This is a genomic window from Geomonas sp. RF6 (genome assembly GCF_021044625.1).
Taxonomy (GTDB): Bacteria; Desulfobacterota; Desulfuromonadia; order Geobacterales; family Geobacteraceae; genus RF6.
The window spans coordinates 190,622-215,646 of the sequence record NZ_CP087999.1 but is presented as its reverse complement, the minus strand read 5'-3'; the positions used below and the strand labels follow the sequence as shown (position 1 = coordinate 215,646).

Below are 25,025 nucleotides of genomic sequence, written 5' to 3'. Positions count from 1 at the left end.
TCATGGAGCTGTCGACGGTGGAAGAGATATTCGATCTGATGATGCAGAGGGAAGAGAAGGGGGCGACACTGTACCGTCTCGCCGCCGAGACAGTGTCGGACCGGGAGGCGAGGGGGCTTTTGGAGAAGCTGGCGCAGCGGTGCGATGCCTACCGGGAGAGGCTGAGCCAGAGCAAGGCGCGTGGAGCGTTCGAGAGCAGAAGAAGCACCTTGCCTGACCGGAATTTCGCAGGGACGATCGAGGCCGTGCCGGTAGGGCCGGAGGCGCGCCTGGTGGAGGTGATGATGTTTGCCATCAGCAAGGAGCGGGCGGACTACCTTTTGTGCGAAGAGGGCGCCCGCCGCGCCCCGAATGCCGCTGCCAAGAAGCTGTGGCTCTCGCTAGCCGAAGAAGAGCGCACCCAGCGCCTCGAGCTCGAGGCGTATTACGAAAAAGAGGTGATCAGCAAGATCTAAGGGCGCTGGTGTGGCCAGTCCACCGTGTCACACCAGTCCGACCAGTCCGACCAGTCCGACCAGTCCGACCAGTCCCACGCCCTTTCATAACACTCTCTTCCGCAATTTCCCCGCCTCACACCGCCCTTTCTCCTCTCAAGTCATTTGTGCCGACTGCCGATAATCATCATGAAACACCATCTCCTGGCAGAAGGCCGAGGCGACTTTTATGGCTGACATCGTACCTCCCACTGTTCAACAGGCTAAACGCCTGGAGTTGAAGCGCCTCGGTTACGCCTTCGAGCTTCTTCTCGCCCCTGATGCAACATCCTGCATCGTCACCTACACCCCCACCGGAAACGGTCCCCCCCTTGCTGAGGCGGAACTGCGGCAGTACCTGGAGCAGGCGCGCGTAAAGGCCGGAGTCTTTCCGGACTCGGTCGAGGAACTCCTCAACCACGCAGCGCAAGGGAAGGCGCTGGCAGGGCTCCTTCTGGCGGAGGGGACACCTATGGTCCCGGGGGAGGATGCCCGGCTGGAGCTCAACTGGACCCCGCCCCCCCCTGCGGAGAGCGATGATGACGATGCCGTCTCGGTCGACCTGCACCGGGTGCAGGAGTTTTTCAATGTGAAGGAGGGGGATCTGGTGGCGACTCTGCTTCCTTCCACTCCCGGCACCCCCGGCCTCTCCATCCACGGCGCAGAGATCCCGGCAAGGGCGGGGAGCTCGTTGCAGGTAAAGCCGGGGAAGAACGTGGCTCTCACCCCCGACGGTACCCAGATCTTCGCCACCGCCGCGGGACGCGTCTTCTGCCAGGGTGAGGACATCTCGGTGGAGGACATCTACCAGGTAAAGGGGGATGTGGGGTTCAAGGTCGGCAACGTGGACTTCAACGGCTTTCTGGAAGTGACCGGCGATATCCTGGACGGCTTCCAGGTGCGAGCCAGCAAGGGGATCAAGGTCGGCGGCAATGTCGGCGCCTGCACACTGACCTCCGACGGCGACATCACCTTCTGCGGCATGAATGGTCAGGGGAAAGGGGTTATCAGCTGCGGCGGGACGTTGAAGGCGAACTTCATCTACGAGACGAAGCTCGAGGTGGCGGGCGACCTGGTCGTGGAGTCGGAGATGCGCCTGTGCGGCATCAAGTGCCTCGGATCGGTGCACGTTAACCGGGGAGGAGTTGTCGGAGGGGAATGCGTTGCCCTTGCCGGCGTCGAAGCGGGAGCGCTTGGAAGCGTCTCCTCTCTCCATACCCGTGTCGTCGTCGGCGTGAGCTACCGCGACCTGGAGGAACTCACCCAGCGCTTCGACGAGCTGAAGGAGCTCACCGCCCGGGAGAAGCTCGCGCACGGGTCGAAAGGGGAGACGAACAAACTGCACCAGCAGCGTGTGGCCATCACCTCTCTCATCCAGGAGATACGCTCCCGCGTCTATACACGGGCAAACGCGAAGGTGAACGTCCGCAAGATGATGTACGGCGGCGTGACCGTCAGCCTCGGCACGATGACGGAGGAGTTCCGCGAGGAGCGCCCCGGACCGTTCTCCATGATCGAAAATACCGTCGAGGGGGGGGTGCGCTTCCTTGGCATGACCGACCTCGCCTTCGCCGCAAGCTCCCTGGAACGGGAGTTCGTGCGCCAGGCGCAACTTTTGCGGCATTGACCTGATCTGGCTTTTTTTGAGGTATGGCATGAGAATACTGATTGTCGACGATATAGCGGTAAACCGGATGGTGCTCGACACCATGTTGAGCGTCTATGGTGAGACGGTGCTGGTGGAAAACGGCGCCGAGGGGGTGTGGGCCGTGGAGGAGGCGCTTGCCGCGGAGGACCCCTTCGACCTCATCTGCCTGGACATCAACATGCCTGAGATGGACGGGCTGGAGGCGCTGCACGCCATCAGGGCGGCGGAGCAGCGCCACGATGTGAAGCGGGCCGTCATCGTCATGGTGACCGCGAGCAGCCGCCCGGAGGATATGCTGAGGTCGCTGGAGCAGGAAGGGTGCGACGCCTTTGTGGTGAAGCCGGTGCTCTGGCAGACGCTAAGAAGCGTCATCGGCAGGCACGGTCTTCTGGAGGAAGCAGACGACGCAGTCGCCGCCGTTGGCTAATGCCTAGCGGGAGCTTACGCGTCCCCTCCCTTTCAAGGGGAGGGACAGGGTGGGGATGGGGTAGAAGTTCGTGAGTGCGTCGAACCCCATCCCCCTCCTGTCCTCCCCCTTGAAAGGGGAGGGACGTGCTGCCCGGACCGTCAAAAAAAGGCCCGCCTCTGTGGCCGGCGGGCCTCACTTACCCTACATCCCCTTTACCTTCGCCTTCACCTTCTGGAATTCAGCCTCCGACACGGCTGGGAACTGCTTCGGCGGGAGCTTCGCTATCTCCTCGTTGACGTTCTGGATCCGCTCCCCCGTCTGGGGGTGGGAGGAGAGGAACTGGGCGATCTTTCCGGGATTGGCGCTATGCTGCGCCTGGAGCTTCTGGAAAAAGGTCGACATCCCCTTCGGATCGTACCCCGCCTTGTACATCGTCTGCACTCCCAGGTAGTCCGCCTGGTTTTCCATGTCGCGGCTATAGTACAAAAGCCCCGCCTTACCGAAGAGGTCCGCCGCGAGCTTCGCGAGCTGGTTCTGGTTCTGCCCGAGCAGGAGACCCGCGACGAGCTCGTAGCCGTATTGCTTCGTCATCTGCTGCGTAGAATGCCGCGCCACCACGTGATTTATCTCGTGCGCCATGACTGCCGCCAGCTCGTTCTCGTTATCGGCCGCCTTGATGAGCCCGGTGTTCACATAGGTGTGCCCGCCGGGAATGGCGAAGGCGTTGACGCTCTCGTCCTTTACGACCTTGAAGGTGTAGGGAAACTGCACCTTGTCCACGCCGGTCAGAAGTTTCTTACCGACCCGGTCGATGTACGCCTGCACTTCCGGATCGTTCACCACCTGGTGCTGCTTCTCGATTTCCACCGCGAATTTGTCCCCCAGTTGCTTCTCTTCGTCTACCGACACCAGGTTGAACCCGCCGACTTTGCTCGGCGAGGTCGTGGCGCAGCCAAAGACGACAGAAACGGTGAGTACGGTGGAGAAAAATAGTTGTTTCGTTATGCTCATGGCTCGTTCCTTCCTTCTGATGTCTGATGCTTGAGTCCAGTATCCGGGAAGATCCCGAAACCGCCGGGGCGTCATTTTCCGAAGATGCCGCGCAGCCCCTTCTGCAGGATCTCCTGCTCGGGACGCGGCTCTTCTCCGGGCTTTTGCTTCATAAGCTTGTCCTTCAGGGTCTGCTCCAGCTTTTCTTTTGCCTTCTCTTTTGCCTTTCCTGCCAGCTCGGCCCCGATTCCGGAGGTGTCGAGCCTGACTTTCGGGGCGGTGGTCGTTCCGGTAACCTTGAGGGGGAGGGTACCCCAACCCTTTTCGTCTGCGACGTATTTACCTGTCCCTCCTCTGGCGATCTTCGAGGTAAGGTTCGGTGCGATCTTCGTCGGGAGGGCGAGATTCAGGCTCTTGTCTATCAGCCCGACCGTGCCCTTCGGTGCCGTCTGCAGATCCTTGGAGGCGATGGAGCTGTCCAGCAGGAGCTTCCCATCCTGGAAGCGGAAGTTGCCGCCAAAGGTGGTGAAGTGGATCTCCCGCAGCTCAGGCGCGTTCAGATAGCGGGATAGCTCCTGCAAGAGGTGCGTCCCGGTCATCCGGCCGCCCGTTATGCTGAAATTTCCCCCGCCTCCGAGATTTCTCTCCAGCGTTCCCGTCTTTGTCCCCGCTCCGGTGATGTCGGCATCAAGGGAGAGGGCGCCGAAGACCTTCCCGGTCTGCTGCGGTGCGAAGGCCTTCACCACCTGCTCGATCTGCACGCCGCGCAAGGCGAGGCGCGTGGCATAACCGTACCCTTTTTTACCGAGATCGACACGGCCGGTGTCGCTGAATGAGCCCCCGGCGGTCTTCCCGCGCAGCTCCTCTATGTGGAAGACGTTGGAGACCAGGCGGTACTTCAGAAAGAGCCCGCTGACCGGGAGCCCCTTGTAGGAGGTGTTGCCGATCTGCACGGTGCCGCTCGCCTGCACCGGGAGGTTCATGGGGCCCGGCTCCGGTTTTTCCGCGGCACCGGCGGGGGGACCTCCTGCTGGTCCTTTCTTGAGGAAGGGATCGAGGCTGAAGGTATCGGCCTTTACGGTGCTTCCGATCACCAGCGGCTTGGCGAGGAGATGGGCGATGTTCAAGGCGATGTTCAGCTTGTTTTGCCCGAGGGTGACGTTCAGGTCCTGCGAGGAGACCGTGTCGCCGGCAAGCTTCAGGTGCCCGGCAATGGTCGGGCGCTGTCCCGACGCGGTGACCTGCACGTTGCTGAGGGCGATCTCCCCCTTTTTCAGGAGCTGCTGAACAGGGGCCGATACCGGTCCCGCGACGTCGAGATCGACTTTCACAGTACCGGAAGGGTCAAAGGGGCGCGCCTTTGGAGCCAAGGTCGCCGGAAGAGCGGCTACGAGCTTTCTCAGGTCCCCCTGTGGGATCTTCACCGTCCCCTCCAGAGAGGGTTTGTTGGAGGCGTTGGCGATCTTCGCCTTGATCTCCAATGGAGTCGCGAAGACCTTTCCCTTTATCTCCACCGGGAAGGGGTCCTGCAGCGAGATGTCCTTTGCTGAGAGGTCGAGGTCGCTGACGGTGTACACTGCGGGGGGGCCGGAGGGGACCTTGCGGTCCTCAAAGCGGACCTCGCTGTCTTTCACCTCCACCTTTGAGACTACGAGGTTGATCTCCTCTTTGGCCGGCGGCTTCGCCTGTTCGGGCGCCTCCTTCTTGGCGGTGATGTCGGAGTAGTTGAAGGTGCCGTCAGGCATGCGGACCACGTTGAGCTTCAAGGTATCGAGGGCGATCTCGTCCACTATGACCTGCTTGTGAAGGAGGGGCCAGAACTGGTAGGCGAGCTTCGCCTCGTGCGCCTGCAGAAAGACGCCCTTGCCGTCCTTCTCCATGACGGCGACGTCGCGCAGGAGGATGCCGGAGAAGAGGCTTACCTTGATCTCTCCCAGCTTGAGCTGGCGGTGCAGTTTCTTTTCCGCCAGCGGGACGACGGTCGCCTTCACCCGCTCCGGCGTGATGAGAATTTTCGCCGCTGCCGCGAGGAGCACGAGGAGCGCCACGACCACTCCGGCAACTATTCCCGTTATCTTCAGACCCTTCCTCATACCGCCTCCTTCCCTCCGGAGATAGAGCCGACTGCCATCACCAATTTTATCATCTATTTAAGGTCCTCTGCGCTGCACTTCAAAAGGGGGGGGAGCGGTGTCATTGGTGCCTTTATGAGGTATGCTCCTATTGCTTTGAGCCAATAATGGGACAAGATCCTCCCCAACAGAATGGATTTAGACGCCGGCGTGCAGCAGACAGATCTCTTAAAGAGGAGAGAATTTCGAAGGAGCACCCTTTGTGAGGGGAGGAGAGGCGTCAAAAACTTTTGTAGTGGATAAAACTGGTGGGGCTTTTGCGATCTGTGTGATAGTATCTCGTGGGTTATACCCCTGAAGACCTGCTCCAGGAGTTCTTGTGCATTCAGAATTGGAAAATCTCATTCATGCGCGCGATTTCGCTTCTCTGCGCAACCTGTTGAGTGACTATCCACCACCCGACTTGGCGCGTCTGCTGGAAGACCTGATCATTGAGGACAAGGTGATCGTCTTTCGCGTCCTGCCACGCAGGCTGGCGTCCGCGGTATTCGAGTACCTGGACATCGAATCGCAGGAAGAGCTCATCAAGGCTATGGCCAAGGAAGACGTAGCGGCCATCCTCAATGACATGTCACCGGACGACCGTACCACACTCCTCGAGGAACTTCCGGCCACGGTGACAAAGCAGATGCTTGCGCTCCTCTCGCCGAAGGAGCGCGCGGTGGCGGTCAACCTGCTCGGCTACCCGGAAGACAGTATCGGCCGCCGCATGACCCCCGATTATGTTCGCGTGCGGAAGGATTGGGCGGTGGAGCAGGTGCTGGACCACATCCGCCGGCACGGGCATGACTCTGAGACGCTCAGCAACGTCTATGTCGTGGACGACAAGGGGGTCCTCATCGACGACATCGGGATACGCCAGTTCCTCCTGGCGTCCCCGACACGCCTCGTCTCCGATCTGATGGACAACCGCTTCGTGGCCCTGAAGGCGACGGACGACCAGGAGACGGCGATCCCTATATTTAAACGTGAGGACCGGGTAGCCCTTCCGGTTACCGACAGTACCGGCGTCCTCATCGGTATCGTCACCATCGACGACGTGCTCGATGTCGTCGAGGCCGCGGCAACCGAAGACATCCAGAAACTCGGTGGTATGGAGGCCCTCGACGAGCCGTACATGCAGATAGCCATGTCGCGCATGGTGAAAAAGCGCGCAGGGTGGCTCGTTATCCTCTTTATCAGTGAGATGCTCACCGCCACCGCCATGGGCTTTTTCGAGGCGGAGATACAGCGGGCAGTGGTGCTCGCCCTCTTCGTCCCCCTGATCATCTCCAGCGGCGGCAACTCCGGTTCGCAGGCGTCCACGCTGGTCATCCGCGCCCTGGCGCTGGAGGAGATCCACCTGCGCGACTGGTGGCGGGTCATGCGACGCGAGGTCATCTCCGGGCTCCTTCTCGGCTCCATCCTCGGGATCCTCGGTTTCTCCCGCATCATGATCTGGTCTGCCTTCTCCGACCTCTACGGCCCGCACGCGTTCCTGGTGGCGGTGACCGTCGGTGTGGCCCTCATCGGAATCGTACTGTGGGGGACCTTTGCGGGGTCGATGCTCCCCTTCGTGCTGCGGCGGCTCGGTTTCGACCCTGCGGCATCGTCCGCGCCGTTCGTGGCGACGCTGGTGGACGTGACGGGGCTCGTCATCTACTTCAGCGTAGCGGTGGTGGTTTTGAGGGGAACGTTGCTCTAGGGATGAGCTGAGACAGGAAGTACGAAAAAGGAAAGGGGAGCCGGTCGCGGCTCCCCTTTCGTTATTTGCGATAGAGGCATTTTCTGGTTACACCGGCAGTTGGGAGATCAACAAGTTATTTCGTCCGGCAGAACGTTCCTCCCCTTGAAAGGGAGGGGACGGCCCGCCTATCTCGACGCCGAAGCCATGCTCCCGTTGGCCGCTCCCGCCGTGCTCATCTTCACGACCGGGCCTTTCTCCGGCTGTTCCCGATTGGTGATGAGTGCTCGCTTTGCCCTCATCCCGAGGATGACCGGGGGCGGGGTGAGTGCCGCCATGTTCTGCAGATCCTCCGGCGAGATCAGGGCATACACGGGGCGAGGCCCTGCCCACAGGGAGCGGAACTGCTCAGATTCGATGAACCAGAAGGAGTTGTCCCCCTGCTTCGCGCCGAACTCCAGTTCTCCCTTCGACCCCACGACGATGACCCTGCGACCGGTGTACAGGGGGAGTTCCTGCTCGTAGCCGAAAGAGGCGACCAGTGCGTCGCTGCCGGCGCGCTCCTTCACCATGAGGGCCAGGTCCTTGGTCACCTTCCGGTCCGCGATTCCCTGGTACACAACCGGAGGTGCACAGATGCTGCAGAGAAAGCCGACAGCGGCAAGTCCGGCGAAGAGTGCCGGAGTCGTCGCACGGTAGCTGTTTCTGAGGGCGACGATCCCCTGTACCAGGAAGATCGTCCCGATGAGGATACCGCCCGCCGCCGCTATCTTCGGTGTCTTTGCCAGGTACGGGTAGGCGATCACTCCCGCTCCGATGATGATATGAACGGCGGCGAGGGCGACTGCCGGTTTGCGGAGAGCCTCGGCAGGCTTATCGATGAAGTCCGCGATAAGGCACCCAATCAGGATCGAGAACGCCGGATACACCGGGAGGATGTAGGGAATCAGTTTGGAATCGGAAAGTGAGAAGAACCCGAGTATCAGCAACGCCCACAACGAGAGGAAAAGGACGCCATCATCCTTCTCCTGGCGCCACTTTTTCCACGCGCGCACGAGGGCGTTCGGGAGGAAAAAGGCCCATGGGAGCATGCAGCCAAAGAGCACCGGGAGGAAGAACCAGGGGGGCTGATACCTGCCGTGCACCTTGGTGAGGTAGCGCTCGAAGTGCTCATGGATGAAGAAGAAGTACGGAAACTCCGGATTCCTCAGGGAGACGAGCACGAACCACGGGGCGCAGACGGCGAAGAAAAGGGGAATGCCGGTGAGAAGGCGCATCTCCTTCAGGATGCTCCAGCGCCAGTTCAGCATGATGTAGGCGCAGATGATGAACCCCGGCAGGACGAGACCGATGAGCCCCTTTGCCAGTACCGCCAGCGCAGCGAAGACGTAGAAGAGGTGATAGTAGACCCCCTTGTGCTTCTCGTCGGGCCGGCTCGCCAGGAGAAATGAGCCGAGTGCCGCGCAGAGGCAGAAGGTGAGGGGGGTGTCGGTGATGTTGACCCTGCTCTGGATCACCACGCCCAGCGAGGTTCCGAGGATGACGGCGGAAAGGAATCCCGCCCGGCGCCCGAAGAGCTTGCGCCCGATATGGTAGGTGAGAAGGACGCCGAGGACCCCGAAGAGCGCGCCGGAGAATCGTGCCGCGAAGGGGGTTTCTCCGAAGAGGAGCGTGGAGAAGGCGTTCAACCAGTAATGGAGCGGCGGCTTCTCGAAGTACTTCACGTAGTTGAGCGTCGGCGTAACGAAATCGCCGCGCTCGATCATCTCCCGGGGGATCTCGAGATAGCGCGCCTCATCGGTACCGGTGAGGGGCAGCCTGCCAAGGAATTGAAAGAAGGCGATTCCGAAGATGACTGCAAGGGTTGTGAGATCGGTGATGACGCCGGTGGTCTTTTCCTGTAGGTACGCAATGGCTCTTTTCATGGACATAGACTGTATAGACGTTGCACTTCAAAGTCAATGATAACGAGGGCAGTTAGCTCCACATTAGGAGGGGCTCCGATCGTGCTTTTGGCGCGGGAGGAAGGAGTGGGAAGACGTCCTCCCGCGCCTGGGTGTTGCTCCGGGTCTACCAGTTCTCGGCGAGAATTTCGAAATGAGCTTTGGGGTGGGCACAGGCCGGGCAGAGGTCGACTGCTGCTTTGCCGGTGTGGAGGTAGCCGCAGTTGCGGCAGCGCCACGTTACTTCCTCTTCCCGGGAAAAGACGCGGGACGCCTCGATATTGCCCCACAGGTCGCGGTAGCGCTTTTCGTGCTGCTTTTCAGCGACGCTGACGGCATTCCATACTGCTGCGATGGCGGGGAACCCTTCTTCCCTCGCCACTGCAGCAAAGGCGGGATACAGTATCGTGTGCTCCTCGAGCTCGCCAGCCGCCGCGGCAAGAAGGTTTTCCCTGGTAGTTCCCACCATGCCGGCCGGGAAGGTCGCGGTTATGTGAGTGTCCCCACCTTCGAGGAAGTTAAAGAAGCGCTTGGCGTGTTCCTTCTCCTGGTTTGCGGTTTCCTCGAAGATGTCCGCGATCTGGACATATCCTTCCTTGCGAGCGGTCGATGCGAAATAGGTGTAGCGGTTTCTCGCCTGGCTCTCTCCCGCGAACGATTTCAACAGATTCTCTTCCGTTTTCGTTCCTTTCACTGTCGGCATTGCCTTGCTCCTTTCTCGATGAGTGCTTTCGTGGCCTTGATGCTTACGTGGAACTGGTATTCAAGAGTGCGATCGGATGAATGAGAGTATTTTTCGAGTCTGTAACAGTAGCAAGCAATCGATGGTTGTCAAACGGTGCTGCGGCTTGATCCTCCGCAGTCTCTTGCGCCAACGAGCAATAAAGACAGATTCGTTCGTGGAAACAAAAAGGAGTGTGCCCTCCAGGGAGTGGGCGAGGGCCTTACGTTCCCCCCTTTGCGAAGGGGGGACAGGGGGGATTTGCTTCTGGTTGCCACATCCAAAGGATCCACTACTGCGCAGTATCAACGACATAGGGGACTCCGGTTTCTGCCGGTTGAACTGGAAGGCACGAAGTTGCTTGCCCCGTAGAAGACACACCAGGACTTGCGCCGCATCCGTCACGTGGTTGGGCGGTCTGCGACATCGTCCTTTCAACTGGTGGTTTTACAAGGCTAAATCCCCCCTGTCCCCCCTTCGCAAAGGGGGGGACGCGAGGTCTTCTCCAGCGCTTCGTGGATACTCCGCCTTTGCCTCTGAGGACACACCACGCCCTGGTTCCCCACCGTTTCCGGACGAAAAAAAAAGGCCCGGAGCTTCCCGGGCCTTTTCCATACTCATGAGGGTGAAACTGCAGCCTCTTTACGCTGCCTCGACGGTGATATGCTCCTCTATCGCCTCATCGATCTCATCACCTTCCAGAGTCTCTTTGGCGACGAGTTCCATGGTGAGGTTCTCCAGCGCTGCCCTGTTCTTCTTAAGCAGATGCATGACCTCGTTGTAGCAGCCTGTGACGATGGAACGGATCTCCCGGTCGATCTCCAGAGCGGTGGTCTCGCTGAAGTTCCTCCCGTGGTTCACCTCGTGCCCTTTCGTGGCGGTGCCCTCATGGTTGCCGAAGGCGACGGGGCCGAAGGCCTCGGACATGCCGTACTCGCACACCATGTTGCGTGCCAGGTCGGTGGCGCGGGCAAGGTCGTTCCCTGCGCCGGTGGTGGTCGTCTTGTAGATCAGCTCCTCTGCTGCACGCCCGCCCATCAGCACCTTGATGTGCCCGATCAGCATGTCCCGGGTGTAGCAGTGCTTGTCTTCTTCGGGAATCTGCAGCGTGACGCCGAGAGCGCGACCCCTCGGGATGATGGAGACCTTGTGCACCGGGTCGCACGCGGGGACGAGCTTCGCCACCAGCACGTGCCCGGCCTCGTGGTAGGCGGTGCTCAGCTTGCTCTTCTCGGAGAGTACCATCGACTTCTTCTCGGCACCCATCATGACCTTGTCCTTGGCAGCCTCAAAGTCCGACATCTCCACACTGTCCTTGTTGGCGCGGGCGGCGAGGATGGCGGCTTCGTTGACGACGTTCGCCAGATCCGCTCCGGACATACCGGAGGTGCCGCGGGCGAGCACCCGCAGGTCGACCTCGCTGCTGAGGGGCACGTCCTTCACATGGACCTTCAGGATCTCTTCGCGCCCCTTGATGTCGGGGGATCCTACCACAACCTGGCGGTCGAAACGGCCGGAGCGCAGCAGCGCCGGGTCGAGCACTTCGGGGCGGTTGGTGGCGGCGATGACCACGATCCCGGAGTTGACGGTAAAACCGTCCATCTCCACCAGAAGCTGGTTGAGGGTCTGGTCACGCTCGTCGGAGGCTCCACCACCTCCCGCGTCACGCTTGCGCCCGACCGCATCGATCTCGTCGATGAACACTATGCACGGAGCGGATTTTCTCCCCTGTGCGAAAAGGTCCCTTACCCTCGAAGCGCCAACCCCGACGAACATTTCCACGAATTCCGAGCCTGACATGGAAAAGAAGGGAACGCCTGCCTCGCCTGCAACTGCGCGCGCCAGAAGGGTCTTCCCGGTGCCCGGGGGGCCGACGAGGAGTATGCCGGTCGGCATCTTCCCGCCGAGTCGGTTAAATTTCTCCGGATCCTTCAAAAACTCGACCGTCTCGCTCAGGTCCGCCTTCGCCTCTTCCGCTCCGGCGACGTCGGAGAAGGCGGTGTTCGTCTTTGCCGACTCCACGAGGGTGGCCTTGCTGCGGCCGAAGACGGAAAACTTCTTCAGAGCCCAGGCGGCGCACCCGATCACCAGCAGGAGGAAGCCGATCTCGAACCACCTCTGCTGTGCCGGCGGCTTCGCCGAGTAGTCGATGTGCTTGGAGATGAGGAGCTTCGAGATGTCTGCGTCCAGCGGACGGTACACGCGGTAGGTAGCCCCGCCTTTACCTTCAGCGGTAATGGCATCACCTTCTGCCTTTACGGAAAGGATCGCACCGACATTCACCAGGTCGACGAAGGCGGTATAGCTGATGCGGCTGCGCTCCTCGGCGCGCTGCTCCTTGTAGAGGTAGCCCGAGGCTATCAGCCCGATGATGGCGACAGCGAAACAGAGTTGTATCAGTCGAGTTCTAGTCATTCATTCTCTCTTTTAGTTGGTCTTCATAGCATTGCAGGTGTGCCGGACCGCCATGGGCGGCATCTGCCGCGTCACGATCCGGAATGATGTCGTAAGTGCCAGTATTGCGGTTACTGTGACTTAAGGCGCTGCTTGAAAACTGCTGGAACGTCTTCCGTGATCGCCAAAATTGAGATCGCGGTACCGTGTGGGGGGGCGGAGGTTGGGCAGCCGAAGCTGCCGTGGCCGGGACGCGACGCGCTCTCGGCGTCGCACAGGGAAACGCGCTAGGCGCGGGTGCGGGTACGGGAATGTTTCTTCCTGGAAGCCATCTTTACACCGGCGGATTTTCCGCCCCGGGATCCGCGGTGTATGCTGGCCTTTGCAAGCCTTTTGTCTCTCTTGGAGTTGCTGTGGGCGACCTGGCGGCACTTTTTGGCGCTGTGCGCGGGACCCTTCACCATCATGGAGGCAAGCCGCAGGATCGGCCTGCTCCCCGGTTGCAGGAGGTCGGCGGCGACTGCCGCCGCGTCGACCGGCGCCTGCTCATGGTAGTTTCGCGCGTTGGCGACCGCCATGGTCGAGACGTCGCGACGCAACTGGTTGAAGGCCCGCACGTTGCGGTATTCCAACCGGTTGGTCAAAAAGATCACAAATAGGTCCTGCTGCGGGTCGATCCACATCGACGAGCCGCTGTAGCCGGTATGCCCGAAGGACATCCGGGAGAAGTAGTTCCCCCTCGGCGCCGAGAACGGGGAATCGATGTCCCAGCCGAGCCCGCGCAGGACGCTGCCGTTGCTGCAGGCGTAAGGGGTGGTCATCTGGGCCACCACCTGCTCGGAAAGAATGCGCTGCTGGTTGATGGCGCCGCCGCCGAGGATCATCCGCGCGTAGAGGGAGAGGTCGTAGGCAGAGCTGAAAAGCCCGGCATGCCCGGCGACGCCGCCCAGACGGCGCGCGTTCGTGTCCTGCACCACGCCCGGCGTGAAGCCGAGGGTCGGTGCAATGTTCCCTGCGAGGCCGGCCGGCGGCAGGAAAAGGGTGTCGCGCGCGGCCATCGGTCCGTAGATCTCCTTCGCGCAGAAGGCATCGAGCGTCTCTCCCGAAACGCGACGCACCATCTCGCCAAGGAGGATGAAGTTTATGTCGGCATAGTGGAAGTGAGCGGTGCCGTTCGGGCGCTGGACCGTGATCTTCGCCAGGGCGTCGCGTATTCCCTGCCCGCTGTGCAGGTGGATGTCGGAGAGCCCGGAGGTGTGGGTCAGCAGGTTAAGTATGGTGATGTTGCCGACGCTGGTGCCGCCCAGTTCGGGGAACCAGCGGGAAAGCGGGTCCGAGAGGGCGACGCGCCCTTCATCCAGAAGCTTCATCACTGCCGGCGCTGTCGCCACGACCTTCGTGAGGGATGCGAGGTCGAAGATGGTGTGCTCGCTCAAAGCGGGGGCGCTGCCGTTGAAGTTCATGCCGCCGCGCGCCGCCGTCGCGATTATTCCCTCACGGTTTCCGACCACCACCACTCCGCCGGAAATGAGGTTCCGGGAGATGGCGTTGTCCAGCACCATTTCCAGCGTCGTCGAGTTATGTGCAGCGGGCGTCTCTTCGGCGGCGAAAACGATCGACGCGCAAAGGAGCCAGCTGGCTGCGACGATGGTGAGGATTAGACGCACAATGTTTCTTTGTGTAGTCATCGGACCCTTGTAAGAAAGGAGCGGCGGCAATTTGCGAAGCGTATTTTCTAATTGTGGCGTGGTCTACTTTGAAAAGTGCGGGAGATCAATCGTAGCGGGAGGTGCAGGAATAATTGGTGCGACTTTTCAATCGTGTGGAGCAGCCAATATTTGATCTTGCTTAGAAGGACAGGTTCCTTTTGTTTTCCGAGTAGTTTTGTACCTGTTTTTAGGATCCGTTGCAATAACTAATTCTCCTGCCAATGCTGGTCAAAGAGTGGCCTCGGCGATTTATCAATGCGAACTGTGACAAAGATCACAGGGAGAGAACATTTAATCCAGTTAATGGCTTCCTGTGCGGATGGAAGCTCGGCTGCCGCTTCGTTCAAGGGGGGCAGCTGACGTACCCATGGCGGGTCGGCTCGGGGCAGGAACAGGGGATCACGATCTGCCGGAGGGGGGTGGCCGTTCATGCGTCTACTGTACTTCATGCAGCAGCTCTGTATACACAAGATCCTCGTTGTACGGAATGCACTAATACTGTGGAATACGCAGGGGAAATAATGTTTACACTTTTATATATGTGACGAATAAACTGGCCGATGAAGTAGTATACATAATATTGTGTTTACAGTAACACCTGCAGCTTTTTATGATATTACTTGACACACATGACCATCTTTTGCTATCTGACACGTGCTTGTTCTATACCTGTTTCTCGCTATGAGAACATATCGTTCTCATATATCATGTAACGGAGGGAGTAGATCATGTTGAAAAAGATGGTAGCTGTATTGGGTGCCGCACTATGTCTTACCATGGGCCTGACGGCTCTCGCCAGTGCGCAGGACTACAAGAAGTTCCAGTTCGGGCTGAAGGGCGTCTACGTGTTGCCGGATGACAACCTGAACAACACCCTCGGGGGCGCCAGAATCGATGCCGACGTCACCCCCGGTATCGACCTCGCATACTTCTTCACAAAGAATGTCTCGGCGGAACTCTTCGCTGCTGCAACGCACCACGACATCAGGCTCGGCGGTGAGACCATCGGCTCCACATGGCTCCTTCCTCCGACCCTGACTGTGAAGTTCCACCCCCTTGCCGGGCAGAAAATCAGCCCGTACATCGGCGGCGGCATGAACTTCACCATGCCGTTCAACTCCAGGGTCGACAGCAGCATCTCCTCCAAGCTGAACATCCACAACAGCGTCAACTGGGTCGCCCAGGGCGGCGTCGACTTCAACGTCGCTGAAAACATCTTCTTCAACATCGACTACAAGTACGTCAACATCGATACCCAGTTCGCCCTCGGCGACGGCCCCGCCCATCTCGGCGGGATGTACGACCTCGAGATCAACCCGCACCTCTTCGCCGCCGGCGTAGGTGTGCGCTTCTAATACCTCAGTCGATATACACTCCGAAAAGCCCGCAGCTGCCACGCTGCGGGCTTTTTATTTTTTTTGGTGATATGTATGCCGGAATAAGCGAAGCGTTTCCGGCATGTGCCGCCGCGTTGCAACCACCCCTCCAGGTTCCGCCGGCGCCATGCCGGGAACGTCTGCGACTTATCCCGGCCTACATTGACTACATCGGCGCCTCCGGCATCACCTTGAATGAGCTCCCTTCCCCGTTACAATTCCTTCCGTACTGCACTCACCTTTTCTGCCGGAGGTCGCCATGCCACGCTTGCACCCGGAAGAAACCGCCGCTCCTCTCGTTCCGCGCGGCGGGACGTATGACGATGTGCGGACTGCCGCTGCCGGGTGTCGGGCCTGTCCCCTCTGGACGACGGGAACGCAGACGGTATTCGGGGAAGGGGAGGTCACCTCTCGCCTCATCCTCGTGGGCGAGCAGCCGGGTGACTCGGAGGACCGCAAGGGACACCCCTTTGTTGGGCCGGCGGGGCGGGTGCTGGATCAGGCGCTGGAGCGCGCGGGGATCGACCGCGGCGACGCGTACGTCACCAATGTGGTGAAGCACTTCAAGTGGGTCGCGGTAGGAAAACGCCGCCTGCATCAGAAGCCGAACGCGCGGGAGATCGGCGCCTGCCTCCCCTGGCTCGATGCGGAGATCGAATTGATCCGCCCCCGCGTCCTCGTCGCCATGGGCGCCACCGCCGCCCAGGCCCTCCTCGGAAAGGAGGTGCTGGTTACCCGCGACCACGGCCGCTTCCTCCCCAGTAACCTTGCCCCCTTCGCCATGGCTACCACGCACCCCTCGGCGATCCTGCGCACGGAGACGGACGAGGCGCGGCAGGCGGCGCTCGATGCCTTCGTGGAAGACCTGCGCCTGGTGGCCGCGGTGCTGAAGGAAAAGTGATCCCTAGTCGAGCGCTCCGAACGGCCCGGGGCGCTTGTGAAAGGGGGTGAGGTAGCTCACCTCCAGGTGTACCGCCTCCTGCTGCCGCCTGATTCGTCCCTCCACAAGGAAAGGGCCCGCCGTCTTTATCCGGTCCCCCAGCTCCTGGAAAACCACCGGCAAGAGAGCCGCTTCCAGAAGTCCCGTCTCGTCCTCCACCGTCAGAAACTGCATCGCCCCCTGCCTCGTCTGCACCCTGCGCATCGCCGCCACCACCACCGCAAGCCGCACCGTCTTTCCCGCCGACGCATGGCTCGCCTCCTCTACCGTCACGCACGACATCCGCTGCGCCTCCTCCCGCAGGAGCGCCATCGGGTGCGCCGCGAGGTGCATCTGCAGGTAGCTCAGCTCGTTTCTCACCCGTACCAGCGCCTGGTAGAGCCGTATCCGCTCCCCCTCCGCGCTTTCCGTATCGGGGAGCGCAACCCTCAGCCGGTCGAGGTCGGGGAGGGGGGAGCCCTCCTGCAGCTGTTCCAGCGCCGCCTCGTGTGCGAAGGGGTAGTGCTGGGAGTGCAATGGGGAGAGCTCGTCGCAGGCGCCGGAAAGGACCAGCGCGGCGACCTCCCTCAGCGAGAGCGGTACCCGCTCCAGGAGGTTTCGGAGGCTCGCGTACGGGCCGCGCCGCCTGCGGTCTTCCAGTATCTCCATGGCGCGGCGCACGGAGAGCCCCTTCACCTTGTCGAGTCCGACCCGCACGCTCCCCTTCTGCCCGGCTGCGGTCACGGAAAAGGAGTGGTACTGCGACTCGTTCACATGGGGCGCCTGCACGACAATCCCGATACGGGAGAGCTCCGCGACCTCCACTCGCAGCGGGTAGAGCCCCTGATGGTGGTTGATGAGGGCGCAGGCGAACTCGAGGGGACAGTGCACCTTCGCATAGGCGGAGTAGTAGGCAAGGAGCGCATAGCTTGCGGCGTGCGCCTTGTTGAAGGAGTAGGCGGCAAGCCGTGTGGCGGTCGCCCACGCCCGCCGCGCCTGAGCCCCCTTTCTCCCCGCGACGGCGGACGCCCTGTCCAGGAAGGCCGACTGCAGCAGGGCCAGAGTCGCCGGGTCCCCGCCGCTTTTCACTATGGCGCGGCGCAACTCGTCAGCCTCGTCGAGGGTTATCCCCCCGGTTCGCGAAAGGAGGAGCATGACATCCTCCTCGTACAGAAAGAGGCCGTACGTCTCCCGCAGCCGGTCCTCCATGAGGCGGAAGGGGAAGTTCACCCCCTCCTCGTCGCGGGCGCGCCGCACAAAGGCGCCCTTCACCTCGCCGGAGGCGGCGCCGGGGCGGATCAGTGCCAGCGCTGCGGTGACGTCGTTCTGGGAGCGGATCGGCAGGCGCTTCAGGAGGGAGCGCATCGCAGGGCTCTCGAGCTGAAAGCAGCCGACGGTGCGGGCGTCGTCAATCAGTGCCAGGGTCTCCGGGTCCTCCGGAGGGATGTCGGACAGGGTGCGCGGGGCGAGTGCCTCCTCGAGCTCGGAGAGGCAGCGGTTTCCCAGGAGGTCGATCTTGGCAAGGCCGAGGCGGGAGACGGCGACGAGGTCGTACTGCGTGATGATGACCCCTTTCGGCGCCCGCTCCAGGGGAAGGAGGTCCTCCAGCGGGTAGCGGTCCACCACGATCCCCCCCGGGTGAGCGGCGATGTGGTGGGGGCGCCCCACGAGGCGGCGTATCAGTGGGAATATCTCTCCCATGCGGGGAAAGGGGGCACCCCCTCCGCCGTCAATCTCCTCGGGGATTTCCTCCTGTGCCGCTTCTGCCATGCCGAGAAAATCGAGCTCCTCGGAGGCGAGATCCTCCGGGGGGAGAAGCGCGCTTGCCCGCTCTATCTCGGTAGGTGAGGCCCCCCACGCCTTCAGCCCCTCCCGCAGGGCGGAGCGGTAGCGGAAGGTGTGGTGAGCCGCCACCATCGCCACCTTGTCTTGTCCGTAGCGCCGGTAGACCCAGTCGATGACCTCGTCGCGGCGGTGCCACGGAAGATCGATGTCGACGTCTGGCCACGCCGACTTCCCCTTGTGCAGGAAGCGCTCGAAGAGGAGCCCGTGCCGCAGCGGGTCGACCGGTGAGCCGCCGAGGAGGTGAAGGGTGAGGGAACTGACTGCGGAGCCCCGCACCGCCACCGGGATGCCGAGCCGGCGGCAGTGGGAGAGGATGTCGGCGACCACCGCCATGAAACCGGAAAACCCGAGCGCCTCGAAGACCTGGAGCTCGTGTTCCAGTCGGACGAGGTAGTCGCGTCTGCGGTGACGCTCCACCATGAGATCTTCCAGCGCATCCAGGCAGATCCGTTTGAGCGTCGCGGCTGCGCTTCCGGTGCCTATGAAGGGGCTTATCGGGGAGGTCCCCTGCACCCCCTGCAGGTCGAAAGAGGCGAGATTTGCAATTTCTGCCGATTCGTGCAGCGCCTGCGGCTGGTCGGCAAAGAGAAGGGCCACCTCCGCGGGGGAGCGAAGCCACCTCTCCCGCCCCTCGACGTCGGCACCGAGCGCCGTGTCCCGCATCGGGCGCCCCTGCCGTATGGCCAGCTGCAGCACGTGGAGCGGGTGGTCCCCCTGCCTCAGGAAAGTGCAGTCCAGATCCGCCACCAGCCGCACCCCGAGGCGCTCCGCCGCCTCGATCCGCCTGCGGTCACGCTGCTGCTCGTCCGGGCGCACCAGCAGTACTCCCAGCTGCTCGGGAAGAAAGCTCCCGCTGTAGAAAAGCTCCTCCACGACGGCGGGGTCGTCGCTCAGCGCCATGAGACCGTCGGAGCACTTCATCGCCACCGGGAGGGGGTCGCGGTGCGGCGCCTCCATCGGTCGCTGCAGCGTCGCGCTTCGCCTGCGGCTCACGATGCGGCAGAGGCTGCGGTACCCGCTCTCGTCGAGCGCCAGAAGGACGACGCGCCCCTGCTTGCGCCCCACGTTGTGCCTCCCGTCAAATCCGGGGCGGAGCTCCAACCCGGTGAGCGGGCGGATCCCCGCCTCGCGGCACCCCTGGTGAAAGCGCACCTGGGCGTAGAGGTTCTCCAGATCGGTGAGGGCGAGCGCCCGGTAGCCGAGCGCCACGGCCCGCTCGATCAGTTCCTCCACCGAGGCGGTACCAAAGCCGAGACTGTAGTCGCTTTTAACGTGCAGCGGGATGAACATGGCTTCCTCTTCCTAAAAGAGTATCATGCCGTCGCGAGCCCCCGCCACGCTAGACTTTACCCCCTTTTTCTGTATCCTTTTCGCGGATTACACACGCCGGTCCTGCCGGAAAACAGGCTTCCGCCGCCAGCGGGGGGAGGAGGAGAGTATGGAAGGGATGGTGCTCGGTTTCGATGCGGAGGTAGGGGTCATACGGTGCGCCGACGGGACGCGTTACCGTTTCAGCCGCTCCGACTGGAAGAGCCCCGGCGAGCCGCGCGGGGGTGCCCGGGTCGATTTCGTTGCCGAAGGGGACGCAGCGCGGGAGATTTACGTCCTCCCCCTCATCCCCGGCAACATAACGGACGCGCTGGAAAAGATGGAGAAGTCGGAAAAGACGATGCCGACGATCGTGTACGCCTGCTATCTCGGCGGCTTCCTGTGGGGGGTAACCATGCTCATCGGCGTGGTCATCGCCTACCTCTACCGCGACAGCGCCACCGGTACGTACCGCAGCCACTACGACTACCAGATCTCCATTTTCTGGAAGTCGCTCCTCGGCTTCCTGGTCTCCTTCCTCCTGATGCTCTTCTTTGGCCTCGGCGTCCTGGTCATGGTGGCAACATACGTCTGGGTTATAGTTAAAATTGTGAAGGGATGGCGCTGCCTCGCGGACGGGCAACCGGTTGCTCCGGCCTGAGTCGGCAAGCAAGGAGTACCTGGCCGATGGATCGAACCCTCTTTTTTACGCTGCTCGCGTACACGTTCGCGCTGCTTCTCCTGTACCTGCTCTTTCTCATCCTCGCTCCCTTCCTCAGCACCCTCGTGTGGGCGTCGGCGATAGGAATCATCACCTTTCCGCTCTTCGAAAAGGTGCTGGAGCGGTGCAGGGGACGCAGAAACGCCGCTTCCGGCCTCATGACCCTTCTCGTCTGCCTCGTCCTTGTCCTGCCGCTGGTGGGGCTGATCTTCACCCTGTCGCAGGAGGTGGCGCAGGCCTACCAGTACCTCGAGCGCGCCACCGCCGGTGCCGGCGGCATGCCGACCTTTGATACAATACTTCGCCAGCCGTGGCTTTCCGCGCTGGTGGCGAAGGTGAAGCCGCTGGTGGGAAGCCTGAACCTCGACCTGGACAAGGTGCTCCTCCCCACCGCGAAGCAGGGCGCGTCCCACCTCCTGAACTACCTCACCGGGATAGCCAAAAACTTCATCGGTTTCCTGATGAAGCTCTTCATGATGCTGATCATCCTTTTCTTCGTGTACCGGGACGGCCCCGGCTACGTGCGCGCCTTCTGGGAAGTCATAGTGCTCAGGGAGGGATTGAAGCAGAACATATTCCAGACGCTGGAGCGTGTCCTCGGAGCGATCATGTACGGCGTCGTGCTGACCTGCCTCGTGCAGGGGGCGCTCGGCGGGCTCGGCTTCTGGGTCGCGGGGCTTCCTTCTCCGCTCCTCTTCGGGACGCTGATGGCGATCTGCGCCATCATACCGGTCGTCGGCACGGCACTCATCTGGGTCCCCGGCGCGCTCTTTTTGCTCGTCCAGGGGGAGATCCTCAAGGGGGTGCTCCTGATCGCCTGGTGCGTGATAGCGGTCAGCAGCATCGACAACGTGATCCGCCCTCTCTTCATCAGCGGCAAGGCGAAGCTTCCCATACTCCTCGTCGCCCTCGGCGGTCTCGGCGGTCTCGTGACGATGGGAATCACCGGTATAGTGGCGGGACCTGTGATCCTTGCGCTCTTCCAGGTTTTCTTCGAATCGCTGCGCCGGGATAATGGGGTCGTGCCGGTGGGGACAGCGCCGGACGGGACGCGGCCCCCGCGGGCGCCGGTGCCGTAACGGCGCTAAAGGCTTTCTCGTCCGCAGATTACGCAGATTGGCGCAGATTAAAACCCCGATTCTTCTTATCCTTGCAATGAAGTCCACAGGAGGCATCTCATGTTCCCCCGGAATGTTTGCACGGTTCCACTCGCCCTTTTTCTCTTTCTAAGCATCACCGGGTGTACGGTCCTCACCAGGAGCCAGTTCACCGAGGTGGGGAAATTCGCCGCAGCCGCGAAGGGGTACGGAGACCTTCCCGGAGCGGTAATCTCGCGGCACGCGGAGATCCGCCGGGATCGCCAGGTGCTGCGCGTCGTCACCTTCAGAAACGGCACGACCGCCCTCGCCGGGATCGAGGGAGCCCTCAAGACGGAGGCGAAGCTGAAAGAAAAAGGGCGCCAGGCGGATCAGGCGCTGGAGGTGCTCAGCGACTATGCCGAGCTCCTCTCGCTTCTGACTGCGGAGCGCTACAGCACGGAGCTGCAAACGAGTGCAGAGGCCCTCGGGCAGAAGATCGATTCGGGGATCAGGCAGTACAACAAGACCTGGAACCGCTCCGTCGGCGCTGCGGGCTCCACAGTTGCAGCGCTCGTTCGGGGGGGAGGAGGTTTCTACCTGCGGGCACGCCAGGCCCGTTCCCTGAGGAAGGTGGTCGTGGCGGCGGACCCCATGGTCGCCTCCCTTACCGGGACGGTGCAGGAGATCATGGCCTTTTACCTTGACGAGACCCAGCTGGCGCAGCTCCGGGGGTGCCCCGCCGCGGGGGGGAAGCTCGTCCCGGGGGGTGTCCTTGCGCAGGAGAAAAGGGATGTGGCGCTCTTTTACCGGGGTGTGGCGGGGCAGTACCAGGGGAGGCAGCCGCCGGAGCTACCGCTGAAGGTCGCGGAGGTGATGGACGCCTCGGACACCGCAGGCGAGCTCGCGGCGAGGGCATTGCAGGCCGCCTGCACCTTCCGGCAGGCACACGCGGAGCTTGTCGGGTCCGTGACTGCCAAAAAGGACCTCGCAGGCGCCCTCGAGGAGGTGAATTCACTGGCCGCGGAAGTGACGAGCGCCCAGGCGCTGAAGAAGAAGCTCGATAGGAAATAAAGGAGGGGGCCGTGGCCAATACTGAGATCATCAAGGTCCTGCAGGTTGTGCGCGAGGCGAAGGAGGCGGTAAACGGCGCTCTCAGCTCCTCTCCAGGGGACGAACAGCTGGAGAAGTTGAGCACGACGCTGGAAGAGGTGGAAAGCGCCCTCATCTTTTCAGAGATAGAGGAAAAGGTGGCCCAGCTGCAGCAATACCGGAAGGCTCTGGAAGAGATCAACTGCGGGATGAAGACGGAGATCGAGAAGCTGAAGGCGGTTTCGGAGAAGGTAAACCGTGCCGCCAAGGCGCTCGGTATCCTCGCCGACATCGTCGGCCGCGCTGCCACCCTCGGGGTAGTGTAGGACGGGTTGCACCCACCGTGTGGAGCGGTAAGAGGCCGGATTCTCGCCGTTTTCTCCCGTTGACGGGGGGTGCGGGGCTGGTAGGCTTTAATATTGAAAGCAGTTTTCAGAACAGGGGGTGGCGTTATGGGACCGGCCGAAAGCAAGACAGAGCTCAATATTCAGAAGGCCTTCAAGGCAGAGATGCGCGCGAGGGCAAGCTATCAGGCGTACGCCCAAAAGGCGGAATCCGAGGGGAACCCGGAGCTGGCGAAACTCTTCCGTGCCGTTGCCGCTTCGGAGGAGATTCACTCGCAGGCGCTCTTGCGGTGCCTGAAGGAGACCTCCAGAACGACTGTAGACCTGTGGGCGGCAGGGCTGTACGATCCGGAGTCGCTGAAGGAAACTACCGCCACGAACCTGCAGCGCGCCATCGAGGCGGAGACGGAGGAATTCACCAACCAGTATCCCCAGATGATCCAGGATGCCGACACCGAGGGGTGGACAACGGCGAGGGAAACCTTTCACCACGTGAACATGGTGGAGAGGGTCCACGCGGCGATGTTCCGGGAAGCCCTTGACCAGCTCGGGAGGAACCAGCCGGCGGAGTATCATCTATGTGAAGTGTGCGGAAACACAATCGAGCGAAAGCCGATCGGGCCCTGCGAGGTATGTGATGCTCCCGAGGCGACGTTCCAGGCGTTGCGCTGACAGGGAGCCTGTGCCTCCGGGGACGTGCGGAGGTTTCAATGTTCATAAGGACCGAGAGGAACATTCTGAAGGCGTACAAGGGGGAGGCACGTTCCAAAGGAGCGTATCTGCTCTTTGCCAGGCAAGCGGAGTCGGAGGGGCACTACCAGGTGGCGCGGCTTTTTCGTGCCGCCGCATTTTCCGAGGGGGTACATGCCCAGTGGCTGCTTCGGTCGCTGCGGGAGACGTCGCAGATGACCAATGCCGCATGGGAAGGGCAACGGTGCGTGCTTGCAGTGAGGAATGGCGACACGGTCGAAAATCTGAAAAACGCGATAGGTGGGGAGACAATCGAGTTCGTATCAATGTTCCCGGAGATGATCCGGGATGCGGCGCAGGAAGGGTGGGAATTCGCCCACGAGTGCTTCACCTGCTTGAACCTGGTGGAACTGGTGCACGTGGGGCTATTCTCCAGCGCCCTGGAGCGGATCGGGAGAAACCCTCCGGCCCCCTACTATGTGTGTGAATCGTGCGGCAATGTGCTTGAGGGGAAGCCGGGAGACTTGTGCACAATATGTGAGGCACCACCAGTCCTTTTTCAGCTGGTGGATTGAAGATGTGGTTCTTCCTTTCCAGGGGGCAATTCTGGTACACTGGATGAAGTGAAGAGAAATCTTCACTTGTGAAGCGAGGGAGGACAAGATGAACATCTTCGAGTGCGCCATCACAAAGGAAGAAAAAGCAAAAGCATATTACGAGCACCTTGAGAAGGAGAGTATCCTTCCCGAGCAGAAGCAATTATTCTCCCTTCTGGCTGCCGCCGAGCAGCAGCACATCGATGCACTGAGAGGGATGAAGGAGACGATGGCAGCGAACGGTTCAGAGCTCGAGATGCTGAATGAGCCGCACGAGCCGACGAGGCTGCCTGACGGTGAAAATATGGTAAAGGAAATGAAACGGAACCCTGACCTTTTCCTGCACGCCGTACAAGAAGAAGAGCGTGATATCAGCTACTATGAAGATCTTGCAGCAAAGGTTGAAGACGCCGGCGTGCGCGTCAACCTCCTTCTGATAGCCGAGGAGGAGCGGAAGCACCTGGAAGTAGTGGAGAATGTCTACAGCTATGCCGAAGCGCCCAGAAACTACCTCGTGGCGCCGGAGTTCGGCAATATGGAAGAGCTGTAAAGTAGATATAAGACAGCAAACAGCAGACAAAGAAAAAGCCCTCCCATTCGGAAGGGCTTTTTCAGTATCAGCGGCTTTCTGAGGGAGTTGGTGGTGGCATAGAGACAGCCGCCAGCGACGATGCGGCTTGCGCCGCAGGACAGGCTGGGAAGCCTATCCTCCAGCGCGGCGCCACGATTCGTCTCTCGGATCCCCGGCGACGTCAGTTGCCCCCGCGCTGGAGCGCAGGCATCCTGCCTGCGGTGGCGGCGGAGCCGCCATAGAATCAGCGGCTGTCGACGATGCGGCTTGCGCCGCAGGACAGGCTGGGAAGCCTATCCTCCAGCGCGGCGCCATGAGTCGTCCCTTCGATCCCGGCGACGTCAGTTGCCCCCGCGCTGGAGCGTAGGCATCCTGCCTGCGGTGGCGGCGCAGCCGCCATAGAAG

At 61.5% G+C, this 25,025-nt stretch carries 21 protein-coding genes; 13 read left to right on the top strand and 8 right to left on the bottom strand.

Annotated elements, in window-relative coordinates; all coding sequences use genetic code 11:
* The first annotated feature begins 2 nt into the window (after positions 1-2).
* From LPW11_RS00930 to LPW11_RS00920, 3 genes are all read left to right on the top strand, one after another.
* Positions 3-455, top strand: coding sequence for a hypothetical protein (locus LPW11_RS00930; RefSeq protein ID WP_230996250.1), 453 nt, complete (start codon positions 3-5; stop codon positions 453-455).
* Between the two features lie 208 nt (positions 456-663).
* Complete coding sequence (locus LPW11_RS00925) at positions 664-2,100, top strand: DUF342 domain-containing protein (protein WP_230996249.1); 1,437 nt, start codon at positions 664-666, stop codon at positions 2,098-2,100.
* A 28-nt stretch (positions 2,101-2,128) separates the two neighbouring features.
* Positions 2,129-2,548, top strand: coding sequence for a response regulator (locus tag LPW11_RS00920; protein ID WP_230996248.1), 420 nt, complete (start codon positions 2,129-2,131; stop codon positions 2,546-2,548).
* 183 nt (positions 2,549-2,731) lie between these two features.
* Here LPW11_RS00920 and LPW11_RS00915 read toward each other — a convergent pair whose 3' ends face one another.
* Together LPW11_RS00915 and LPW11_RS00910 are read right to left on the bottom strand one after the other, a co-directional pair.
* The gene (locus LPW11_RS00915; RefSeq protein ID WP_230996247.1) at positions 2,732-3,541 is read right to left on the bottom strand and encodes a M48 family metallopeptidase; all 810 of its coding nucleotides are present in this window, start codon (positions 3,539-3,541) and stop codon (positions 2,732-2,734) included.
* A gap of 71 nt (positions 3,542-3,612) precedes the next feature.
* Entirely contained in the window at positions 3,613-5,613 is a 2,001-nt protein-coding gene (locus LPW11_RS00910; protein ID WP_230996246.1) for an AsmA family protein, read from the bottom strand.
* A 358-nt stretch (positions 5,614-5,971) separates the two neighbouring features.
* Here LPW11_RS00910 and mgtE point away from each other — a divergent pair, with 358 nt between their 5' ends.
* Positions 5,972-7,336 (top strand): magnesium transporter, encoded by a 1,365-nt coding sequence (gene mgtE, locus LPW11_RS00905; RefSeq protein ID WP_230996245.1) that lies wholly within the window; start codon positions 5,972-5,974, stop codon positions 7,334-7,336.
* Between the two features lie 167 nt (positions 7,337-7,503).
* Here mgtE and LPW11_RS00900 read toward each other — a convergent pair whose 3' ends face one another.
* The 4 genes from LPW11_RS00900 to LPW11_RS00885 form a co-directional block, all read right to left on the bottom strand.
* Positions 7,504-9,240: a glycosyltransferase family 39 protein gene (locus LPW11_RS00900; protein WP_230996244.1), complete on the bottom strand. Its 1,737-nt coding sequence runs from the start codon at positions 9,238-9,240 to the stop codon at positions 7,504-7,506.
* A gap of 145 nt (positions 9,241-9,385) precedes the next feature.
* Positions 9,386-9,961 (bottom strand): rubrerythrin, encoded by a 576-nt coding sequence (rbr, locus tag LPW11_RS00895; RefSeq protein WP_230996243.1) that lies wholly within the window; start codon positions 9,959-9,961, stop codon positions 9,386-9,388.
* A gap of 660 nt (positions 9,962-10,621) precedes the next feature.
* The gene (ftsH, locus tag LPW11_RS00890) at positions 10,622-12,394 is read right to left on the bottom strand and encodes an ATP-dependent zinc metalloprotease FtsH (RefSeq protein WP_230996242.1); all 1,773 of its coding nucleotides are present in this window, start codon (positions 12,392-12,394) and stop codon (positions 10,622-10,624) included.
* A 266-nt stretch (positions 12,395-12,660) separates the two neighbouring features.
* Entirely contained in the window at positions 12,661-14,061 is a 1,401-nt protein-coding gene (locus LPW11_RS00885) for a serine hydrolase domain-containing protein (RefSeq protein WP_230996241.1), read from the bottom strand.
* Positions 14,062-14,810: 749 nt separating this feature from the next.
* Here LPW11_RS00885 and LPW11_RS00880 point away from each other — a divergent pair.
* A complete protein-coding gene (locus LPW11_RS00880; RefSeq protein WP_230996240.1) occupies positions 14,811-15,437 on the top strand; it encodes an OmpW/AlkL family protein in 627 nt (208 codons plus the stop codon).
* A 280-nt stretch (positions 15,438-15,717) separates the two neighbouring features.
* Positions 15,718-16,359, top strand: a complete 642-nt coding sequence (locus LPW11_RS00875) for a UdgX family uracil-DNA binding protein (protein ID WP_230996239.1) — start codon at positions 15,718-15,720, stop codon at positions 16,357-16,359.
* A gap of 3 nt (positions 16,360-16,362) precedes the next feature.
* Here the strand turns inward: LPW11_RS00875 and dnaE are convergent, their stop codons facing one another.
* Entirely contained in the window at positions 16,363-19,512 is a 3,150-nt protein-coding gene (gene dnaE, locus LPW11_RS00870) for a DNA polymerase III subunit alpha (protein ID WP_230996238.1), read from the bottom strand.
* A gap of 148 nt (positions 19,513-19,660) precedes the next feature.
* On the opposite strand from dnaE, the gene LPW11_RS00865 reads away from it, so the two are divergent.
* The 7 genes from LPW11_RS00865 (at position 19,661) to LPW11_RS00835 (ending at position 24,599) form a co-directional block, all read left to right on the top strand.
* Positions 19,661-20,191 (top strand): DUF4870 family protein, encoded by a 531-nt coding sequence (locus LPW11_RS00865; RefSeq protein WP_230996237.1) that lies wholly within the window; start codon positions 19,661-19,663, stop codon positions 20,189-20,191.
* A 26-nt stretch (positions 20,192-20,217) separates the two neighbouring features.
* Complete coding sequence (locus LPW11_RS00860; RefSeq protein ID WP_230996236.1) at positions 20,218-21,330, top strand: AI-2E family transporter; 1,113 nt, start codon at positions 20,218-20,220, stop codon at positions 21,328-21,330.
* A gap of 99 nt (positions 21,331-21,429) precedes the next feature.
* The gene (locus LPW11_RS00855) at positions 21,430-22,401 is read left to right on the top strand and encodes a hypothetical protein (protein ID WP_230996235.1); all 972 of its coding nucleotides are present in this window, start codon (positions 21,430-21,432) and stop codon (positions 22,399-22,401) included.
* A gap of 11 nt (positions 22,402-22,412) precedes the next feature.
* Positions 22,413-22,745 carry a hypothetical protein gene (locus LPW11_RS00850; RefSeq protein ID WP_230996234.1) on the top strand — a complete coding sequence of 111 codons (333 nt, stop codon included), beginning with the start codon at positions 22,413-22,415 and terminating at the stop codon, positions 22,743-22,745.
* A gap of 126 nt (positions 22,746-22,871) precedes the next feature.
* Complete coding sequence (locus LPW11_RS00845) at positions 22,872-23,435, top strand: rubrerythrin family protein (RefSeq protein ID WP_230996233.1); 564 nt, start codon at positions 22,872-22,874, stop codon at positions 23,433-23,435.
* 38 nt (positions 23,436-23,473) lie between these two features.
* Positions 23,474-24,028 carry a rubrerythrin family protein gene (locus LPW11_RS00840; RefSeq protein WP_230996232.1) on the top strand — a complete coding sequence of 185 codons (555 nt, stop codon included), beginning with the start codon at positions 23,474-23,476 and terminating at the stop codon, positions 24,026-24,028.
* Between the two features lie 88 nt (positions 24,029-24,116).
* Positions 24,117-24,599 carry a ferritin family protein gene (locus tag LPW11_RS00835; protein WP_230996231.1) on the top strand — a complete coding sequence of 161 codons (483 nt, stop codon included), beginning with the start codon at positions 24,117-24,119 and terminating at the stop codon, positions 24,597-24,599.
* A gap of 265 nt (positions 24,600-24,864) precedes the next feature.
* Here the strand turns inward: LPW11_RS00835 and LPW11_RS00830 are convergent, their stop codons facing one another.
* A complete protein-coding gene (locus LPW11_RS00830) occupies positions 24,865-25,020 on the bottom strand; it encodes a hypothetical protein (RefSeq protein ID WP_230996230.1) in 156 nt (51 codons plus the stop codon).
* Between the last annotated feature and the right edge of the window lie 5 nt (positions 25,021-25,025).

What these genes read in the sequence shown, in the direction of transcription:
- LPW11_RS00880 (WP_230996240.1), top strand. Translation starts at nt 14,811, where the DNA reads ATGTTGAAAAAGATGGTAGCTGTATTGGGTGCCGCACTATGTCTTACC.
- ftsH (WP_230996242.1), bottom strand. Translation starts at nt 12,394, where the DNA reads ATGACTAGAACTCGACTGATACAACTCTGTTTCGCTGTCGCCATCATC.
- LPW11_RS00830 (WP_230996230.1), bottom strand. Translation starts at nt 25,020, where the DNA reads ATGGCGGCTGCGCCGCCACCGCAGGCAGGATGCCTACGCTCCAGCGCG.
- LPW11_RS00915 (WP_230996247.1), bottom strand. Translation starts at nt 3,541, where the DNA reads ATGAGCATAACGAAACAACTATTTTTCTCCACCGTACTCACCGTTTCT.
- LPW11_RS00920 (WP_230996248.1), top strand. Translation starts at nt 2,129, where the DNA reads ATGAGAATACTGATTGTCGACGATATAGCGGTAAACCGGATGGTGCTC.
- LPW11_RS00855 (WP_230996235.1), top strand. Translation starts at nt 21,430, where the DNA reads ATGTTCCCCCGGAATGTTTGCACGGTTCCACTCGCCCTTTTTCTCTTT.
- LPW11_RS00845 (WP_230996233.1), top strand. Translation starts at nt 22,872, where the DNA reads ATGGGACCGGCCGAAAGCAAGACAGAGCTCAATATTCAGAAGGCCTTC.
- LPW11_RS00925 (WP_230996249.1), top strand. Translation starts at nt 664, where the DNA reads ATGGCTGACATCGTACCTCCCACTGTTCAACAGGCTAAACGCCTGGAG.
- LPW11_RS00840 (WP_230996232.1), top strand. Translation starts at nt 23,474, where the DNA reads ATGTTCATAAGGACCGAGAGGAACATTCTGAAGGCGTACAAGGGGGAG.
- LPW11_RS00900 (WP_230996244.1), bottom strand. Translation starts at nt 9,240, where the DNA reads ATGAAAAGAGCCATTGCGTACCTACAGGAAAAGACCACCGGCGTCATC.
- LPW11_RS00910 (WP_230996246.1), bottom strand. Translation starts at nt 5,613, where the DNA reads ATGAGGAAGGGTCTGAAGATAACGGGAATAGTTGCCGGAGTGGTCGTG.
- LPW11_RS00885 (WP_230996241.1), bottom strand. Translation starts at nt 14,061, where the DNA reads ATGACTACACAAAGAAACATTGTGCGTCTAATCCTCACCATCGTCGCA.
- LPW11_RS00865 (WP_230996237.1), top strand. Translation starts at nt 19,661, where the DNA reads ATGGAAGGGATGGTGCTCGGTTTCGATGCGGAGGTAGGGGTCATACGG.
- LPW11_RS00875 (WP_230996239.1), top strand. Translation starts at nt 15,718, where the DNA reads ATGCCACGCTTGCACCCGGAAGAAACCGCCGCTCCTCTCGTTCCGCGC.
- LPW11_RS00930 (WP_230996250.1), top strand. Translation starts at nt 3, where the DNA reads ATGGAGCTGTCGACGGTGGAAGAGATATTCGATCTGATGATGCAGAGG.
- LPW11_RS00860 (WP_230996236.1), top strand. Translation starts at nt 20,218, where the DNA reads ATGGATCGAACCCTCTTTTTTACGCTGCTCGCGTACACGTTCGCGCTG.
- dnaE (WP_230996238.1), bottom strand. Translation starts at nt 19,512, where the DNA reads ATGTTCATCCCGCTGCACGTTAAAAGCGACTACAGTCTCGGCTTTGGT.
- rbr (WP_230996243.1), bottom strand. Translation starts at nt 9,961, where the DNA reads ATGCCGACAGTGAAAGGAACGAAAACGGAAGAGAATCTGTTGAAATCG.
- LPW11_RS00835 (WP_230996231.1), top strand. Translation starts at nt 24,117, where the DNA reads ATGAACATCTTCGAGTGCGCCATCACAAAGGAAGAAAAAGCAAAAGCA.